The sequence below is a fragment of the Streptomyces sp. NPDC043867 genome (genome assembly GCF_056435845.1).
Genome location: NZ_JBWKDS010000005.1, coordinates 270,059 through 286,491 on the forward strand (window position 1 = coordinate 270,059; position 16,433 = coordinate 286,491).

The 16,433-nt window shown below is 69.9% G+C and carries 15 protein-coding genes; 10 read left to right on the forward strand and 5 right to left on the reverse strand.

What is annotated here, in order from left to right; genetic code table 11:
- The first annotated feature begins 37 nt into the window (after positions 1–37).
- The 9 genes from gap (at position 38) to AC069T_RS07705 (ending at position 8,235) form a co-directional block, all read left to right on the forward strand.
- The gene (gene gap, locus AC069T_RS07665; RefSeq protein WP_478781848.1) at positions 38–1,048 is read left to right on the forward strand and encodes a type I glyceraldehyde-3-phosphate dehydrogenase; all 1,011 of its coding nucleotides are present in this window, start codon (positions 38–40) and stop codon (positions 1,046–1,048) included.
- A gap of 128 nt (positions 1,049–1,176) precedes the next feature.
- Positions 1,177–2,388, forward strand: coding sequence for a phosphoglycerate kinase (locus tag AC069T_RS07670; RefSeq protein ID WP_478781849.1), 1,212 nt, complete (start codon positions 1,177–1,179; stop codon positions 2,386–2,388).
- Positions 2,389–2,393: 5 nt separating this feature from the next.
- Positions 2,394–3,170, forward strand: coding sequence for a triose-phosphate isomerase (tpiA, locus tag AC069T_RS07675; RefSeq protein WP_478781850.1), 777 nt, complete (start codon positions 2,394–2,396; stop codon positions 3,168–3,170).
- Between the two features lie 103 nt (positions 3,171–3,273).
- Complete coding sequence (secG, locus tag AC069T_RS07680; RefSeq protein ID WP_478781867.1) at positions 3,274–3,504, forward strand: preprotein translocase subunit SecG; 231 nt, start codon at positions 3,274–3,276, stop codon at positions 3,502–3,504.
- A gap of 236 nt (positions 3,505–3,740) precedes the next feature.
- Positions 3,741–4,076 (forward strand): RNA polymerase-binding protein RbpA, encoded by a 336-nt coding sequence (locus tag AC069T_RS07685; RefSeq protein WP_079083975.1) that lies wholly within the window; start codon positions 3,741–3,743, stop codon positions 4,074–4,076.
- Between the two features lie 133 nt (positions 4,077–4,209).
- The gene (locus tag AC069T_RS07690) at positions 4,210–5,478 is read left to right on the forward strand and encodes an MFS transporter (protein WP_478781851.1); all 1,269 of its coding nucleotides are present in this window, start codon (positions 4,210–4,212) and stop codon (positions 5,476–5,478) included.
- A gap of 70 nt (positions 5,479–5,548) precedes the next feature.
- The gene (gene pgi, locus AC069T_RS07695) at positions 5,549–7,201 is read left to right on the forward strand and encodes a glucose-6-phosphate isomerase (protein WP_478781852.1); all 1,653 of its coding nucleotides are present in this window, start codon (positions 5,549–5,551) and stop codon (positions 7,199–7,201) included.
- A 115-nt stretch (positions 7,202–7,316) separates the two neighbouring features.
- Complete coding sequence (locus AC069T_RS07700; protein WP_478781853.1) at positions 7,317–7,919, forward strand: hypothetical protein; 603 nt, start codon at positions 7,317–7,319, stop codon at positions 7,917–7,919.
- On the forward strand, positions 7,891–8,235 hold the full coding sequence (locus AC069T_RS07705) for a hypothetical protein (RefSeq protein ID WP_478781854.1): 345 nt from the start codon (positions 7,891–7,893) through the stop codon (positions 8,233–8,235). The genes AC069T_RS07700 and AC069T_RS07705 overlap by 29 nt, the downstream gene beginning before the upstream one ends.
- 113 nt (positions 8,236–8,348) lie before the next feature.
- On the opposite strand, the gene pgl is transcribed toward AC069T_RS07705, so the two are convergent.
- The 5 genes from pgl to tkt are packed head-to-tail and all read right to left on the reverse strand — an operon-like array spanning position 8,349 to position 14,948.
- Positions 8,349–9,131 carry a 6-phosphogluconolactonase gene (gene pgl, locus AC069T_RS07710; RefSeq protein ID WP_388790383.1) on the reverse strand — a complete coding sequence of 261 codons (783 nt, stop codon included), beginning with the start codon at positions 9,129–9,131 and terminating at the stop codon, positions 8,349–8,351.
- Positions 9,128–10,183 (reverse strand): glucose-6-phosphate dehydrogenase assembly protein OpcA, encoded by a 1,056-nt coding sequence (opcA, locus tag AC069T_RS07715; protein ID WP_478781855.1) that lies wholly within the window; start codon positions 10,181–10,183, stop codon positions 9,128–9,130. The genes pgl and opcA overlap by 4 nt, the downstream gene beginning before the upstream one ends.
- Positions 10,180–11,706 (reverse strand): glucose-6-phosphate dehydrogenase, encoded by a 1,527-nt coding sequence (zwf, locus tag AC069T_RS07720; protein WP_478781868.1) that lies wholly within the window; start codon positions 11,704–11,706, stop codon positions 10,180–10,182. Before zwf ends, opcA begins: the two co-directional genes overlap by 4 nt.
- 1 nt (position 11,707) lies before the next feature.
- Positions 11,708–12,826 (reverse strand): transaldolase, encoded by a 1,119-nt coding sequence (gene tal, locus AC069T_RS07725; protein WP_478781856.1) that lies wholly within the window; start codon positions 12,824–12,826, stop codon positions 11,708–11,710.
- 34 nt (positions 12,827–12,860) lie between these two features.
- Entirely contained in the window at positions 12,861–14,948 is a 2,088-nt protein-coding gene (gene tkt / locus AC069T_RS07730) for a transketolase (RefSeq protein WP_478781857.1), read from the reverse strand.
- A 356-nt stretch (positions 14,949–15,304) separates the two neighbouring features.
- Between tkt and AC069T_RS07735 the strand changes: the two genes are divergently transcribed.
- Positions 15,305–16,291: a heme o synthase gene (locus tag AC069T_RS07735; RefSeq protein ID WP_478781869.1), complete on the forward strand. Its 987-nt coding sequence runs from the start codon at positions 15,305–15,307 to the stop codon at positions 16,289–16,291.
- Positions 16,292–16,433 lie beyond the last annotated feature (142 nt).

Genomic DNA, 16,433 nt, shown 5'->3' on the forward strand with positions numbered 1-16,433 from the left:
GATTCGAACCCGGCGTACCAACGAGGAGATCGGTTTCGTGACGATCCGCGTAGGCATCAACGGCTTTGGCCGCATCGGTCGTAACTACTTCCGCGCGCTGCTGGAGCAGGGTGCAGACATCGAGATCGTGGCTGTCAACGACCTGGGTGACACCGCGACCACCGCTCACCTGCTCAAGTACGACACCATTCTGGGCCGTCTCAAGGCCGAGGTGTCGCACACCGCCGACACGATCACCGTCGACGGCAGGACCATCAAGGTGCTCTCCGAGCGCAACCCCGCCGACATCCCGTGGGGCGACCTCGGGGTCGACATCGTCATCGAGTCGACCGGCATCTTCACCAAGAAGGCCGACGCCGAGAAGCACATCACGGGCGGCGCCAAGAAGGTCCTCATCTCGGCTCCGGCCAAGGACGAGGACATCACGATCGTGATGGGCGTCAACCAGGACAAGTACGACGCGGCCAACCACCACGTCATCTCCAACGCCTCCTGCACCACCAACTGTGTGGCGCCGATGGCCAAGGTCCTCGACGAGAACTTCGGCATCGTCAAGGGTCTGATGACGACGGTCCACGCGTACACGAACGACCAGCGCATCCTGGACTTCCCGCACTCGGACCTGCGCCGCGCCCGCGCCGCCGCCGAGAACATCATCCCGACCACGACGGGCGCCGCCAAGGCCACCGCCCTGGTCCTGCCGCAGCTCAAGGGCAAGCTCGACGGCATCGCGATGCGCGTCCCGGTCCCGACCGGCTCGGCCACCGACCTGGTCGTGACGCTGCAGCGCGAGGTCACCAAGGACGAGGTCAACGCCGCGTTCAAGAAGGCCTCCGAGGACGGCGACCTCAAGGGCTTCCTGACCTACACCGAGGACCCGATCGTCTCCTCGGACATCGTCGGCGATCCGTCGTCCTGCACCTTCGACTCCTCCCTGACCATGGTCCAGGAGGGCAACTCGGTGAAGATCCTCGGCTGGTACGACAACGAGTGGGGCTACTCCAACCGCCTCGTGGACCTCACGGTCTTCGTCGGCGGCCAGCTCTAGGTCCCGGAGCAGGCATCTCGATGTAGGAGCAGGGCTCGGGCAGCGCAAGGCCGCGCTGCCCGGGCCCTCTCTCACGTACTGATCGATCAGCCCTCTGGCGATCTCACGAGCCTTCTAGGAGTCCCTTCATGAAGACGATCGACGAACTTCTCGCCGAAGGCGTGGACGGCAAGCGGGTCTTCGTCCGCGCCGACCTGAACGTGCCGCTGGCCGACGGCCGCATCACCGACGACGGCCGCATCCGCGCCGTCCTGCCCACCGTCAAGGCCCTCGCCGACGCGGGCGCCAAGGTGGTCGTCGCCTCGCACCTGGGCCGCCCCAAGGGTGCCCCGGACCCGGCGTTCTCCCTGCTGCGGCCCGCCGAGCGCCTCGGTGAACTCCTCGGCGCCCCCGTGGCGTTCGCCCAGGACACCGTCGGCCCCGCCGCCCACGACGCGGTGAACGGCCTCCAGCCCGGCCGGGTCGCGGTCGTCGAGAACCTGCGCTTCAACGCCGGCGAGACCTCCAAGGACGACGCCGAGCGCGCCGCCTTCGCCGACCAGCTCGCCGCCCTGGCCGACGTCTACGTGAGCGACGGCTTCGGCGCCGTGCACCGCAAGCACGCCTCCGTGTACGACCTCCCGGCGCGCCTGCCGCACTACGCGGGCCACCTCATCGCCACCGAGGTCGGCGTCCTGAAGAAGCTCACCGAGGACGTCAGGCGTCCCTACGTGGTCGCGCTCGGCGGCTCCAAGGTCTCCGACAAGCTCGACGTCATCGACCAGCTGCTCGGCAAGGCCGACAGGCTGCTCATCGGCGGCGGCATGGCCTTCACCTTCCTGAAGGCGAAGGGGTACGAGATCGGCGCCTCCCTCGTGCAGGAGGACCAGATCCCGGTCGTCGTCGAGTACGTCGAGCGCGCGGAGAAGAACGGCGTCGAGCTGGTCGTCCCCGTCGACGTGGTGGTCGCGTCCGAGTTCCCGGACCTGAAGACCAAGGCCCCCTCCCACCCCACCACCGTCGCCGCGGACGCCATCCCGGCCGGCGGGATGGGTCTCGACATCGGTCCTGAGACCCGCAAGCTGTACGCCTCGAAGCTCGCCGACGCGGCCACCGTCTTCTGGAACGGCCCCATGGGCGTCTTCGAGCACCCCGACTACGCCGAGGGCACCAAGGCGGTCGCCCAGGCCCTTCTCGACTCCCCGGCCTTCACGGTCGTCGGCGGTGGCGACTCCGCCGCGGCCGTCCGCACCCTGGGCTTCGACGAGCAGGCATTCGGCCACATCTCGACCGGCGGCGGCGCCTCCCTCGAATACCTCGAGGGCAAGACGCTCCCCGGTCTCGCCGCACTGGAGGACTGACCCAAATGAGCACGCGCACGCCGCTGATGGCGGGCAACTGGAAGATGAACCTCAACCACCTCGAGGCCATCGCGCACGTCCAGAAACTCGCCTTCGCCCTGGCCGACAAGGACTACGAGGCCGTCGAGGTCGCCGTCCTGCCGCCCTTCACCGACCTGCGCTCCGTGCAGACCCTGGTCGACGGCGACAAGCTGAGGATCAAGTACGGCGCCCAGGACCTCTCGGCGCAGGACTCCGGTGCCTACACCGGTGAGATCTCCGGTGCGATGCTGTCCAAGCTCAAGTGCACGTATGTGGCGATCGGCCACTCCGAGCGCCGGCAGTACCACAACGAGACCGACGAGCAGTGCAACGCCAAGGTCAAGGCCGCCTACAAGCACGGCCTCACCCCGATCCTGTGCGTCGGCGAGGGTCTGGACGTCCGCAAGGCGGGCAACCAGGTCTCCCACACGCTCGCGCAGGTCGACGGCGCCCTCCAGGACATCCCGGCCGAGCAGGCCGAGTCCATCGTGATCGCGTACGAACCGGTCTGGGCGATCGGCACCGGCGAGGTCGCCACCCCCGAGGACGCCCAGGAGGTCTGCGGGGCGATCCGCGGCCGTCTCGCCGAGCTGTACTCGCAGGAGCTGGCCGACAAGGTCCGCATCCAGTACGGCGGCTCCGTGAAGTCCGGCAACGTCGCGGCGATCATGGCCCAGCCCGACGTGGACGGCGCGCTGATCGGCGGCGCGGCGCTCGACGCCGACGAGTTCGTCAAGATCGTCCGGTTCCGCGACCAGTGAGTATGCGGTAGCGGCGTTACGTCGTACTCTTGCGGGGGTCCGGTGGCAACCCACCGGGCCCCCGTCGTCATCCAGATCCGAGGAAGTTGGTCCAGCCGTGGTTATGGGGTTCTCGATCGCCCTGATCGTCTTCAGCCTGATGCTGATGCTGCTGGTGCTGATGCACAAGGGGAAGGGCGGCGGCCTCTCCGACATGTTCGGTGGCGGTATGCAGTCGTCCGTCGGTGGCTCCTCGGTCGCCGAGCGCAACCTCGACCGGATCACGGTGGTGATCGGTCTGCTCTGGTTCGCGTGCATTGTCGCGCTCGGCATCCTGATGAAGACCGGCAACTGATCACCGGCTGACATCGGTACGGCGTCGCGACAGCGCAGTACGCACGCACATTCCGCACGTAAGGCCCCATGTCCGGTACGCGCAGCCCAGCGCGGCCTATCATGGGGCTTGCGTCTAGGGGCGGGAAGGTAACTCCAATCACTGGACGCGCGTTGGGCCTTACGTAGACTGAGGCGCTCGCAGCGAAGCGTCACGCCGACTCGTTTCGCGGCACCATTACGCAGGGAGTTACGACCGTGGCAAGTGGCAACGCGATCCGAGGAAGCCGGGTCGGGGCGGGGCCGATGGGCGAGGCCGAGCGCGGCGAGTCCGCGCCACGGCTGCGCGTCTCCTTCTGGTGCTCCAACGGGCATGAGACGCAGCCGAGCTTCGCCAGCGACGCGCAGGTCCCCGACACCTGGGACTGCCCGCGCTGCGGCTTTCCGGCCGGACAGGACCAGGACAACCCGCCGGACCCGCCGCGCACCGAGCCGTACAAGACGCACCTCGCGTACGTACGGGAGCGGCGCAGCGACGCGGACGGCGAGGCGATCCTCGCCGAGGCGCTCGCCAAACTGCGGGGCGAGATCTAGGAGTTGACAGTCGGCCGGACACCAAGGGGTGTCCGGCCGGACGTGTCTCGTACGGCCGTGCCGCCCGCTCCACGGCCGACTGTCAGTGGTGCCCTCTACGGTTCTTGCATCAGCGGAATCTGCGGGGGGCCTGGTGACGACGACCGGTGCGGTGGAGGTGCGCGCGCCCGCGTGGCGCGGGGGGTTCGGGCGGTTGTGGAGCGCGGCCGTCCTCTCCAGCTTCGGCGATGCCCTGCGGACGGCCGCGCTGCCGCTGCTGGCCGCGACGCTGACGCACGAGGCGATGCTCGTCGTGTCCGTCACCGCCTGCGGTCATCTCCCCTGGATCGTGTTCGGGTTACTGGGCGGAGCGGTCGCCGACCGGGTGGACCAGCGACGCGCGATGTGGACCGTGGACCTGGTGCGGGGCCTGCTGGTGGCGGCCTTCGCCGCGGCCGTCGCCCTGGGACACGCCTCGATCGGTCTGCTGATCGCGCTGGCTCTGGCGCTGACCACACTCCAGACGCTCTTCGACAACGCGTCCACCGCCCTGCTCCCCGCCCTCGTCGACCGGGCGGCACTCGGCAGCGCGAACGCCCGCCTGATGACCGGTCAGCGCCTCGCGGGCGGCCTGCTCGCCGGCCCCCTCGTCCCCGTCCTGATCGTCGCGGGAGCGGCCGCCCCCTTCCTCGTGGACGCCGTGACGTTCCTCGTGGGAGCCGCGCTCGTCGCCTCCCTGCGGAGCGGGCCCGCCGAGCGTGCGCCGAGACCGGCGGGCAGCACCCTGCGCGGTGAGATCGCGGCGGGACTGCGCGTCCTCGGACGCGACCGGGCGCTGCGCGGCCTGTGCGCGGCCACGGCCCTCTGCAACGTCGGCATGGGTGCCTTCATCGCCACGACGGTCCTCCTCGTGACGGACTGGCTCGACGCGGGCAACGGCGGCTACGCGGCGGCGATGACCGCGTACACGCTCGGCAGCCTGGCCGGGGGAGCGGTGAACCGCCGGGTCGTGGACCGGCTCGGCCGGATCCGCGGCGTGCTGCTCGCCGGAGCCGTGCAGACCGGGGCCCTCGTCACCATGGGCACGGTTCGCAGCCCGGCCGTGTTCCTCGTGAGCATGGCCGTGTTCGGCCTCATGGGAATGGTGTGGAACGTCAACACGACGACCCTGATGCAGCAGCGCAGCCCCGCCGACCTGCTCGGCCGTGTCAGCTCGGCGTTCCGGACGCTCGCCGTCGCCGGGGCACCTCTCGGAGCCCTGCTGGGCGGAGCCGTCGCGACGGTCTGGGGGCTCAACACCCCGGCGCTGCTCGCCGCCGCGTTCTTCGCGCTCTCCGTCACCGCTCTGATACCCGCGCTCAACCCGGACGTATCCGTTGTCCACCCGGACGACGGCTTCAGGACGGCTCACGTCAAGCCCTGATCAATTAGGTTGGGACGGCAGCGGGGCAAGGTACGCGGCAGCACACGCAGGAAAGAGGCGGAAGTCCGAGATGAACGCAGAAAGCCGTACCAGGCTCAACCAGACACCCGAATGGACCGCTCTGGCCAAGCACCGTGAGGAGGCCGGCGAGACCTCCCTGCGGGAGCTGTTCGCTGCCGACCCCGGGCGCGGCTCCCGGTACACGCTGGAGGTAGGTGACCTGTACGTCGACTACTCCAAGCACCGGGTCACCGACGAGACGCTGCGCCTGCTGCGCGAGCTGGCCGCGGCCACCGGCGTGTTCGGGCTGCGGGACGCCATGTTCCGCGGTGAGAGGATCAACGTCACCGAGGACCGGGCCGTGCTGCACACCGCGCTGCGCGCCCCGCGGGACGCGGTGGTCGAGGTCGACGGGGAGAACGTCGTGCCGGCCGTGCACGCCGTGCTGGACCGGATGCGCGCGTTCGCGGACAAGGTCCGCTCAGGCGAGTGGACCGGCCACACCGGCAAGCGCATCAGGAACGTGGTCAACGTCGGCATCGGCGGCTCCGACCTGGGCCCGGCGATGGCGTACGAGGCGCTGCGCGCCTTCACCGACCGCGACGTCACCGTCCGGTTCGTGTCGAACGTGGACGGCGCCGACCTGCACGAGGCGATCCGCGACCTGGACCCGGCCGAGACGCTGTTCATCATCGCCTCGAAGACCTTCACCACCATCGAGACGATCACCAACGCGACCTCGGCCCGCGACTGGCTGCTGACCGGGCTGAGGGCCGGTCAGGACGCCGTGGCGAAGCACTTCGTGGCGCTGTCGACGAACGGTGAGAAGGTCGCCGACTTCGGTATCGACACGGCGAACATGTTCGAGTTCTGGGACTGGGTCGGCGGCCGGTACTCGTACGACTCCGCGATCGGTCTGTCGCTGATGATCGCGATCGGCCCCGACCGGTTCCGCGAGATGCTCGACGGGTTCCGTCTCGTCGACGAGCACTTCCGCACCGCCCCCGCCGAGTCCAACGCGCCGCTGCTGCTGGGCCTGCTGGGCATCTGGTACGGCAACTTCTTCGACGCGCAGTCGCACGCGGTGCTGCCGTACTCGCACTACCTGTCCAAGTTCACCGCGTACCTCCAGCAGCTGGACATGGAGTCCAACGGCAAGTCCGTGGAGCGCGACGGACGCCCGGTGGACTGGCAGACCGGACCGGTGGTGTGGGGCACGCCCGGCACCAACGGACAGCACGCCTACTACCAGCTCATCCACCAGGGCACGAAGCTGATCCCGGCCGACTTCATCGGTTTCGCCGAGCCCGTCGCCGACCTCCAGCCCGGCCTCGTCGCCCAGCACGACCTGCTGATGGCGAACTTCTTCGCGCAGACGCAGGCGCTGGCGTTCGGCAGGACGCCGGACGAGGTGCGCGGCGAAGGGGTGCCCGAGGATCTGGTGCCGCACAAGACCTTCCAGGGCAACCACCCCACGACGACGATCCTCGCGCGCGAGCTGACGCCCTCCGTCCTCGGCCAGCTGATCGCCCTCTACGAGCACAAGGTGTTCGTCCAGGGCGCGGTCTGGAACATCGACTCCTTCGACCAGTGGGGCGTCGAGCTCGGCAAGGTCCTAGCCAAGCGCGTCGAACCGGCGCTGACCGAGGGCGCCGACGTGCCCGGGCTGGACGAGTCGACGAAGGCCCTGGTCGCCAAGTACCGGGAGCTGCGCGGCCGGTAGGCACCGGTGACGGGTGACCGGGAGACACCCGGTCACCCGGGGAGACGCCGGAGGGTCCGTCCGTCTCCCGTACAATCCAGGGCGATCACGTCACCGAGTGCTCGGGGGAGCGAAGTTGACCGGTTCGCGCAGAAGATGGCTGAGTGGTCCCCTGTCGGCGGGATCGGTCCTGCGGCCCAAGGCCGTCGCGCAGGCGCTGTTCCATCCGGCGTGGATCCCGGCGCCGGTCGACCCGTCCGTGGAGCGGCTCAAGCGCTTACGGCTCATCGCCGGGGCGGTCGCCGCGTTCGGCGTGTACACCTTCGTGCAGGGCAGGTTCGACTTCACCGAGGTCCTGGAGAACATGCTGACGGCGGCCGCCGTGCTGCTGTTCATCACACCCCTGACGGTCGGCGTGATGCTGTTCGTCTGGCGGCGCACCGGGCGGATCCGCCGACTGCGCGGATCCCTCTTCGACTCCCTCAAGCTGCTGCTGCTCTTCATCGGCACCGTCGTCGTGACGGTCCTGCTGTGGCAGCTCGCGATCTCGCTCGGCGGGATGATGATGATGGTGCCGGGCCTGACGGCGATGTGGCTCACCGGACTCGTGGCGTACGGAGCCGTGCAGGTGAACGGGAACTTCTTCGGCACCGCCGGAGTGCACCGCTGCCTGCCTGCCGCCGCTGCTCGCCACGGTGACCTCGTGGCTGATGGCCCTCCCGGACCTGCTCACCGGTGATCTGCACGGGCTGAGCCTCACGATGGGCATCGTCTTCATCCTGGGCGCCCCGCTGACGGTCACGGCCATCGCCGCTCTGGAGCTGCGCCGGCTCCGGCGCCGCTACGGGATCCGGCTGGGGGCGCACCCGGCCACCCTGCCTCCGTCGATTCCGCCCGCCCCGCCGTACGGGCATCTGCCGCCGCAGCCCGGCCCGTACGCGCCGAACCCGGCGTTCACGTTCCACCAGGGGGGTCCCTACGCGCCGGGGCCGGGGAACCCGTACCAGCAACACCCCCAGGGCGCCCGGAACCCCTACGACCCCCGCGGGTACTGACCCGGCCACGATGCGGGCGGGCCCGAACGCCGGGCGCCGGACGGGTTGTTCAGCCCGTCCGGCGCCCGAGGAGCAACGCGGCCGCGACCCGGGGGGCCGTGCCGCCCGGCGTCCTACGGTGACGCGGGCGGATACAGCGAGCGGGGCAACTGCGAGGCCGCCGCGGAGTCCAGCAGCCACAGGGTGCGGGACCGGCCGTAGGCGCCGGCCGCCGGCGCCTGCACCTCACCGGCGCCCGACAGGGCGATGGCCGCCGCCCGCGCCTTGTCCTCGCCGGCCGCCAGCAGCCACACCTCCCGGGCCGAACGGATCGCGGGCAGCGTGAGCGAGATGCGCGTCGGCGGCGGCTTCGGCGCCCCGTGCACCCCGACGACCATGCGGTCGGTCTCGCGCACCGCGGGCAGCTCCGGGAAGAGCGAGGCCACGTGGGTGTCCGGGCCGACGCCCAGCATCAGGACGTCGAACGTCGGCACGGGCCCGTGGTTCTCGGGATCCGCCGCCTTCGCGAGCTCGGCGGCGTACGCCTCGGCCGCCGCGTCCGCGTCGCCGCCGTACGGGCCGTCGGACGCGGGCATCGCGTGGACCCGCGCGGGGTCCAGCGGGACCGAGTCCAGCAGCGCCTCACGGGCCTGGGTGACATTGCGCTCCGGGTCGCCCTCGGGCAGGAACCGCTCGTCGCCCCACCACAGGTCGAGGCGGGCCCAGTCGACGGCGTCCCGGGCGGGCTCGGCGGCCAGCGCCGCGAGCAGACCGTTGCCGTTGCGTCCGCCGGTGAGCACCACCGAGGCGTGGCCGCGCGAGGCCTGCGCGTCCACGATCTTCGTGACCAGCCGGGCCGCGGCGGCCCTGGCCATCAGCTCCTTGTCGTGGTGGACGACGAGCTGCGGAGTGCTCATTTGGCGGCCGCCTTCCTGGCCGGGGCCTTCGCGGCCTTCTTGGCGGGTGCCTTCGCGGTCCGCCCGGCCGGTGCCTCGTCGGTGGCCGCACCGGAGTCCGGGCCCTGCGCCGGGGTGTCGGCGGAGCCGGCGGTCAGCCGGTCCACGCCGTACCGCAGCGCCGACGCGTAGGTGTCGTCCGGATCCAGCCGGCGCAGCTCCTCCGCGATCAGCTCGGCGGTCTCGCGGCGCTTGAGGGCCACCGCGCGGGCGGGCTGGCCCTCGATGGTCAGCGTGGCCAGCGAGCCGTCGGCGCGGTCCAGGACGATCGGGCCGCAGTCGGTGTCCATCCGGACGGCGGTGAGGCCGGGGCCCGACGACACCGAGCGCCTGACCGGTACGTCGAGCCGGTCCGCCAGCCACATGCCGAGCAGCTCGCAGCTCGGGTTGAACTCCTCGCCCTCCACCTCGACCGCCTTGACCTCGCAGACGACCTGGTCCAGAGCTGCGGCCAGCATCGAACGCCAGGGCGTGATGCGGGTCCACGACAGGTCCGTGTCACCGGGGGCGTAGGCGTCGGCGCGGGCGGCGAGTTCCCGTACCGGCTGCTCGGAGGCGTAGCTGTCGGTGACCCGGCGCTGGGCGAGCGCGCCCAGGGGGTCGTTGGCCGGGTCGCTCGGCGCGTTCACCGGCCACCAGACGACGACGGGCGCGTCCGGCAGCAGCAGCGGGAGCACGACGGACTGGGCGTGGTCCACGACCTCGCCGTACAGGCGCAGGATGACCGTCTCGCCGGTGCCGGCCTCCACTCCGAGGCGCACCTCGGCGTCGAGGCGCGACTTCGTGCGGTCGCGCGGCGAGCGCGAGACGCGCTTGATGACCACGAGGGTGCGCGAGGGGTGCTCGCGTGAGGCGTCGTTCGCGGCCTTCAGCGCGTCGTAGGCGTTCTCCTCGTCCGTGACGATGACGAGGGTGAGCACCATGCCGACGGCCGGTGTGCCGATGGCGCGGCGGCCCTGGACGAGCGCCTTGTTGATCTTGCTGGCCGTGGTGTCCGTGAGATCTGTCTTCATGGCCGCCGCCAGCTCCGTCCGTCTCGTTCCAGCATCTGGTCCGCCTCGACGGGACCCCAGGTGCCGGCCAGGTACTGTGCGGGCTTGCCGTTCGCGTCCCAGTACTCCTCGATCGGGTCGAGGATCTTCCAGGACAGCTCGACCTCCTCCGTGCGCGGGAAGAGGTTGGAGTCGCCGAGCAGGACGTCGAGGATCAGCCGCTCGTACGCCTCCGGACTGGACTCCGTGAAGGACTCGCCGTACGCGAAGTCCATCGACACGTCCCGGATCTCCATGGAGGTGCCGGGGACCTTGGAGCCGAAGCGGACCGTGATGCCCTCGTCCGGCTGGACGCGGATGACGATCGCGTTCGAGCCGAGCTCCTCGGTCGCCGTGTGGTCGAAGGGGGAGTGCGGGGCGCGCTGGAAGACGACGGCGATCTCGGTGACGCGGCGGCCCAGGCGCTTGCCCGTACGGAGATAGAAGGGGACGCCCGCCCAGCGGCGGTTGTCGATCTCCAGCTTGACGGCCGCGTAGGTGTCGGTCTTCGACTTGGCGTCGATACCGTCCTCCTGGAGGTAGCCGACGACCTTCTCGCCGCCCTGCCACCCCGCCGCGTACTGCCCGCGGACCGTGTTGCTGCCCAGGTCCTTCGGCAGCCTGGCCGCGCCGAGCACCTTGGTCTTCTCGGCGGCGAGCGCGTCCGCGTCGAAGGAGGCCGGCTCCTCCATGGCGGTCAGCGCCATCAGCTGGAGCAGGTGGTTCTGGATCACGTCACGGGCGGCGCCGATGCCGTCGTAGTAGCCGGCCCGTCCGCCGATGCCGATGTCCTCGGCCATCGTGATCTGGATGTGGTCGACGTACGACCGGTTCCAGATCGGCTCGAACATCTGGTTCGCGAAGCGCAGCGCCAGGATGTTCTGGACGGTCTCCTTGCCCAGGTAGTGGTCGATGCGGAAGACCTGTTCGGGGGCGAAGACCTCGTGGACGATCGCGTTGAGCTCCTCGGCCGACCTGAGGTCGTGGCCGAAGGGCTTCTCGATGACCGCGCGCCGCCAGGACCCGCCCTGCTGGTCGGCCAGCCCGTGCTTCTTGAGCTGCTGCACGACCTTGGGGAAGAACTTGGGCGGCACGGAGAGGTAGAAGGCGAAGTTGCCGCCCGTGCCCTGGGCCTTGTCGAGGTCCTCGATCGTCGCCTTCAGCTGCTCGAAGGCGTCGTCGTCGTCGAAGTTGCCCTGGACGAAGCGCATCCCCTGGATGAGCTGCTGCCAGACCTCCTCGCGGAACTCCGTGCGGGCGTGCTCCTTGACGGCGTCATGGACCTCCTGGGCGAAGTCCTCGTCCTGCCACTCGCGCCGGGCGAAGCCGACGAGCGAGAAGCCCGGTGGCAGCAGTCCGCGGTTGGCGAGGTCGTACACGGCGGGCATCAGCTTTTTACGTGACAAATCGCCCGTGACGCCGAAGATGACCAGGCCCGACGGCCCCGCGATACGCGGGAGCCGTCGGTCTGCGGGGTCACGCAGCGGATTGCTGCTCGACAAGATCTCAGCCCTCCGAAGGGGCGAGGCGCTGGAGCTCTGCCTCGGTCGACTTGAGCAGGTCGTTCCAGGCGGACTCGAACTTCTCGATGCCCTCGTCCTCCAGCAGCTGCACCACCTCGTCGTACGAGATCCCGAGCTTCTCGACCGCGTCGAGATCGGCGCGGGCCTGCTCGTACGTACCGGAGACGGTGTTCCCGGTGATCTCGCCCTCGCTCTCGGTCGCCTCGAGCGTGGCCTCCGGCATGGTGTTCACCGTGTTCGGCGCGACCAGCTGGTCGACGTACATGGTGGCCTTGTACGCCGGGTCCTTGACGCCCGTCGACGCCCAGAGCGGACGCTGCTTGTTGGCCTGCGCCTTGTCGAGGGCGGCCCAGCGCTCGCCGCTGAACACCTCCTCGTACGCCTGGTAGGCGAGCCGCGCGTTGGCGAGGGCGGCCTTGCCGCGGACGGCCCTGGCCTCGTCGGTGCCCAGCGCGTCGAGCCGCTTGTCGATCTCCGCGTCCACCCGGGACACGAAGAAGGACGCCACCGAGTGGATCTTGGAGAGGTCCAGGCCGCGCTCCTTGGCCTTCTCCAGACCGGCCAGGTAGGCCTCCATGACCTTGCGGTAGCGCTCCAGGGAGAAGATCAGCGTCACGTTCACGCTGATACCGAGGCCGATCACCTCGGTGATCGCCGGGATGCCCGCCTCGGTGGCCGGGATCTTGATGAGCGTGTTCGGGCGGTCGACCAGCCAGGCGAGCTGCTTGGCCTCGGCGACGGTCGCCTTGGTGTTGTGCGCCAGACGCGGGTCGACCTCGATGGAGACCCGGCCGTCCTGGCCGTCCGTGGAGTCGAAGACCGGACGCAGGATGTCGGCGGCGTCGCGGACGTCCACCGTGGTGATCATGCGGATGGCTTCCTCGACCGTGACCCGGCGGGCGGCGAGGTCGGAGAGCTGCTGGTCGTAACCGTCGCCCTGCGAGATGGCCTTCTGGAAGATCGACGGGTTGGTGGTGACGCCCACGACGTGCTGCTGATCCATCAGCTCGGCGAGATTGCCGGACGTGATCCGCTTGCGCGACAGGTCGTCCAGCCAGATCGCCACGCCTTCCTCGGAGAGGCGCTTGAGTGCGTCTGTCATGGAAAATGCATCTCCTACGTGTCGTATGTCAGCGTCAGCGCTGGGCTGCGGCGATCGATTCCCGGGCGGCGGAGGCGACGTTCTCGGCAGTGAAGCCGAACTCCCGGAAGAGCACCTTGCCGTCGGCGGAAGCACCGAAGTGCTCCAGCGAAACAATGCGTCCGGCGTCGCCGACGAAGCGGTGCCAGGTCAGACCGATGCCGGCTTCCACCGCCACCCGCGCCCTGACGGACGGCGGCAGGACGCTGTCCCGGTACCCCTGGTCCTGCTCCTCGAACCACTCCACGGACGGCATCGACACGACCCGCGTCGCGATGCCCGCGGCCTGGAGCTGCTCACGCGCCTCGACGGCCACATGCACCTCGGAGCCGGTGCCGATCAGGATGACCTCGGGCGTGCCGCCCTCGGCCTCCAGCAGGACGTAACCGCCCTTGGCCGCGTTCTCGTCGGGCTCGTACGTCGGCACACCCTGACGGGTCAGCACCAGGCCGTGCGGAGCGCCCTCGCCGAACACCTTGGTGTAGCGGCGGAGGATCTCGCGCCAGGCGATCGCGGTCTCGTTGGCGTCCGCCGGGCGGACGACGTTCAGGCCGGGGATCGCGCGCAGCGACGCCAGGTGCTCGACCGGCTGGTGGGTGGGGCCGTCCTCGCCGAGGCCGATGGAGTCGTGCGTCCACACGTACGTCACCGGCAGGTGCATCAGCGCGGACAGGCGCACGGCGTTGCGCATGTAGTCGGAGAACACCAGGAAGGTGCCGCCGTAGATGCGGGTGTTGCCGTGCAGCGCGATGCCGTTCATCTCCGCGGCCATGGAGTGCTCGCGGATGCCGAAGTGCACCGTGCGGCCGTACTGGTCCGCGCCCGGCAGCGGGTTGCCCTCCGGGAGGAACGACGAGTTCTTGTCGATCGTCGTGTTGTTCGAGCCGGCGAGGTCGGCGGAGCCGCCCCACAGCTCGGGGATGACCGCGCCGAGCGCCTGGAGCACCTTGCCGGACGCGGCACGCGTGGCGACGGACGTACCCGCCTCGAAGACCGGGACCTTGTCCTCCCAGCCGGCCGGCAGCGCGGTCGACGCGATGCGGTCGAACTCGGCGGCGCGCTCGGGGTCGGCGGTGCGCCAGGCGGCGAACGTCTTGTCCCACTCGGCCTTGGCCTCGCGGCCCCGGTCGAGCGCGCCACGGGTGTGGGCGAGGACCTCGTCGGACACCTCGAAGGACTTCTCGGGGTCGAAGCCGAGGACGCGCTTGGTGGCCGCGACCTCGTCGTCGCCGAGCGCCGAGCCGTGCGCGGCCTCGGTGTTCTGCGCGTTCGGGGCCGGCCAGGCGATGATCGAGCGCATCGCGATGAACGACGGCTTGTCCGTCACGGCCTTCGCGGCCTGGATCGCGGCGAAGAGCGCCTGCGGGTCGAGGTCGCCGTTCTCCTTCGGCTGCACCCGCTGCACGTGCCAGCCGTACGCCTCGTACCGCTTGACGGTGTCCTCGGAGACGGCCGTCTCGGTGTCGCCCTCGATCGAGATGTGGTTGTCGTCCCACAGCAGGACCAGGTTGCCGAGCTTCTGGTGGCCCGCCAGGGACGACGCCTCCGCGGAGATGCCCTCCTGGAGGCAGCCGTCGCCGGCGATCGCGTAGATGAAGTGGTCGAACGGGGAGCTGCCGGGGGCGGCCTCCGGGTCGAACAGGCCGCGCTCGTAGCGGGCGGCCATGGCCATGCCCACCGCGTTGGCGACGCCCTGGCCGAGCGGGCCGGTCGTCGTCTCGACACCGGTCGTGTGGCCGTACTCGGGGTGACCGGGCGTCTTGGAGCCCCACGTCCGAAAGGACTGGAGGTCCTCCAGCTCCAGGCCGAAGCCGGCCAGGTACAGCTGGATGTAGAGGGTCAGGGACGAGTGACCCGCGGACAGCACGAAGCGGTCGCGTCCGGTCCAGTCGGCGTCCGCCGGGTCGTGCCGCATCACCTTCTGGAAGAGGGTGTAGGCGGCGGGCGCCAGGCTCATCGCCGTACCCGGATGGCCGTTGCCGACCTTCTGTACGGCATCGGCGGCCAGGACGCGGGCGGTGTCGACGGCCCGCTGGTCCAACTCGGTCCACTCGAGGTCTGTGGTGGTCGGCTTGGTGCTCACCCTGAGTCAGGGCTCCTCTCCACATGGTCCACATGTCGAATGCCGGTGCGCTTGGCGCCCACCGGACTTTGTCGAGCCTACCCCCGTAAGTACGTGCGTTTTTTCGACTCATTCCAGGTTGCGGGGACTGGACGGGATCCGCCTCCCGACCGGCCTGTTCCCTGTGTGGCAAGTGAATACGGAGGCGCTCATCTGACTGCTCAATCGAGTGGCACCCGGCTCTTTGTGCGGAGCTCTCCAACACGACCCCACCCCCGCGAAGGGCGGGGTCTGGGCAACGTCTACAGTGGCGTGGTACGCGCGAGCCTTTACGGGGAGTTCACACCCGGGGGCTTGCTGGGATGTCTCTGTCAGGGGTGTGCGTGACGGCCGTCGAATCCCGTCCAGCGGGTGGGGGCACCGCCCATGCCGTGAAGACCAGGGGAGAGCTCGGGAGAAACACCGGCCCGGGCCACCGGCCGTTCGGGGCCCGGGTGAAGGCGTTCGTGGCGCTGACCAAGCCGCGGATCATCGAGCTGCTGCTGATCACCACAGTGCCGGTGATGTTCCTGGCCGAGCAGGGTGTGCCCGACCTGAAGCTGGTGCTCCTGACCTGCCTGGGCGGCTACCTGTCGGCGGGGGGTGCCAACGCGCTCAACATGTACATCGACCGCGACATCGACGCCCTGATGGACCGCACCGCCCAGCGGCCCCTGGTCACCGGCATGGTCAGCCCGCGCGAGTGCCTGGCCTTCGGCCTCTCGCTCGCGGTGGTCTCCACGCTGCTGTTCGGCCTGACGGTCAACTGGCTGTCGGCCTGGCTGTCGCTCGGCGCCCTGCTCTTCTACGTGGTCGTCTACACGATGATCCTCAAGCGCCGTACGTCGCAGAACATCGTCTGGGGCGGCATCGCGGGCTGCATGCCGGTCCTCATCGGCTGGTCCTCGGTCACGAACTCGATGTCGTGGGCGCCGGTCGTCCTCTTCCTCGTCATGTTCTTCTGGACGCCGCCGCACTACTGGCCGCTGTCGATGAAGGTGCGGGACGACTACGCGCGCGTGGGCGTGCCGATGCTTCCGGTCATCGCCTCGAACAAGGTGGTCGCCCGCCAGATCGTCCTCTACAGCTGGATGATGGTCGCCGTCTCGCTGCTGCTGACCCCGCTCGGCTACACCGGCTGGTTCTACACGGCGGTCGCGCTGGTGGCCGGCGGCTGGTGGCTGTGGGAGGCGCACGGTCTGCAGAACCGCGCCAAGTCCGAGGCGACGGGCGGCAAGCTCAAGGAGATGCGGCTGTTCCACTGGTCCATCACCTACGTGTCGCTGCTCTTCGTGGCGGTCGCGGTGGACCCCTTCCTGCGCTAGACACCTCCGACGGGCGGGGGGGGGGGGGGGGGGGGAAAGCACCCCCCCCCCCCCCTCCCCCTCCCCCCCCCCCCCCACCCCCCCCCCCGTTATGTGCGAACAAAAACCCGGCCCCCCACCCCCTCCCCCCAAAAAAAGGCCC

Bases quoted from the DNA above. Each gene is read 5' to 3' on its own strand.
- tal (WP_478781856.1), bottom strand. From the start codon at position 12,826: ATGACAGACGCACTCAAGCGCCTCTCCGAGGAAGGCGTGGCGATCTGG.
- AC069T_RS07705 (WP_478781854.1), top strand. From the start codon at position 7,891: ATGGCCCTCCCGGACCTGCTCACCGGTGATCTGCACGGGCTGAGCCTC.
- secG (WP_478781867.1), top strand. From the start codon at position 3,274: ATGGGGTTCTCGATCGCCCTGATCGTCTTCAGCCTGATGCTGATGCTG.
- opcA (WP_478781855.1), bottom strand. From the start codon at position 10,183: ATGAAGACAGATCTCACGGACACCACGGCCAGCAAGATCAACAAGGCG.
- pgi (WP_478781852.1), top strand. From the start codon at position 5,549: ATGAACGCAGAAAGCCGTACCAGGCTCAACCAGACACCCGAATGGACC.
- pgl (WP_388790383.1), bottom strand. From the start codon at position 9,131: ATGAGCACTCCGCAGCTCGTCGTCCACCACGACAAGGAGCTGATGGCC.
- AC069T_RS07670 (WP_478781849.1), top strand. From the start codon at position 1,177: ATGAAGACGATCGACGAACTTCTCGCCGAAGGCGTGGACGGCAAGCGG.
- tpiA (WP_478781850.1), top strand. From the start codon at position 2,394: ATGAGCACGCGCACGCCGCTGATGGCGGGCAACTGGAAGATGAACCTC.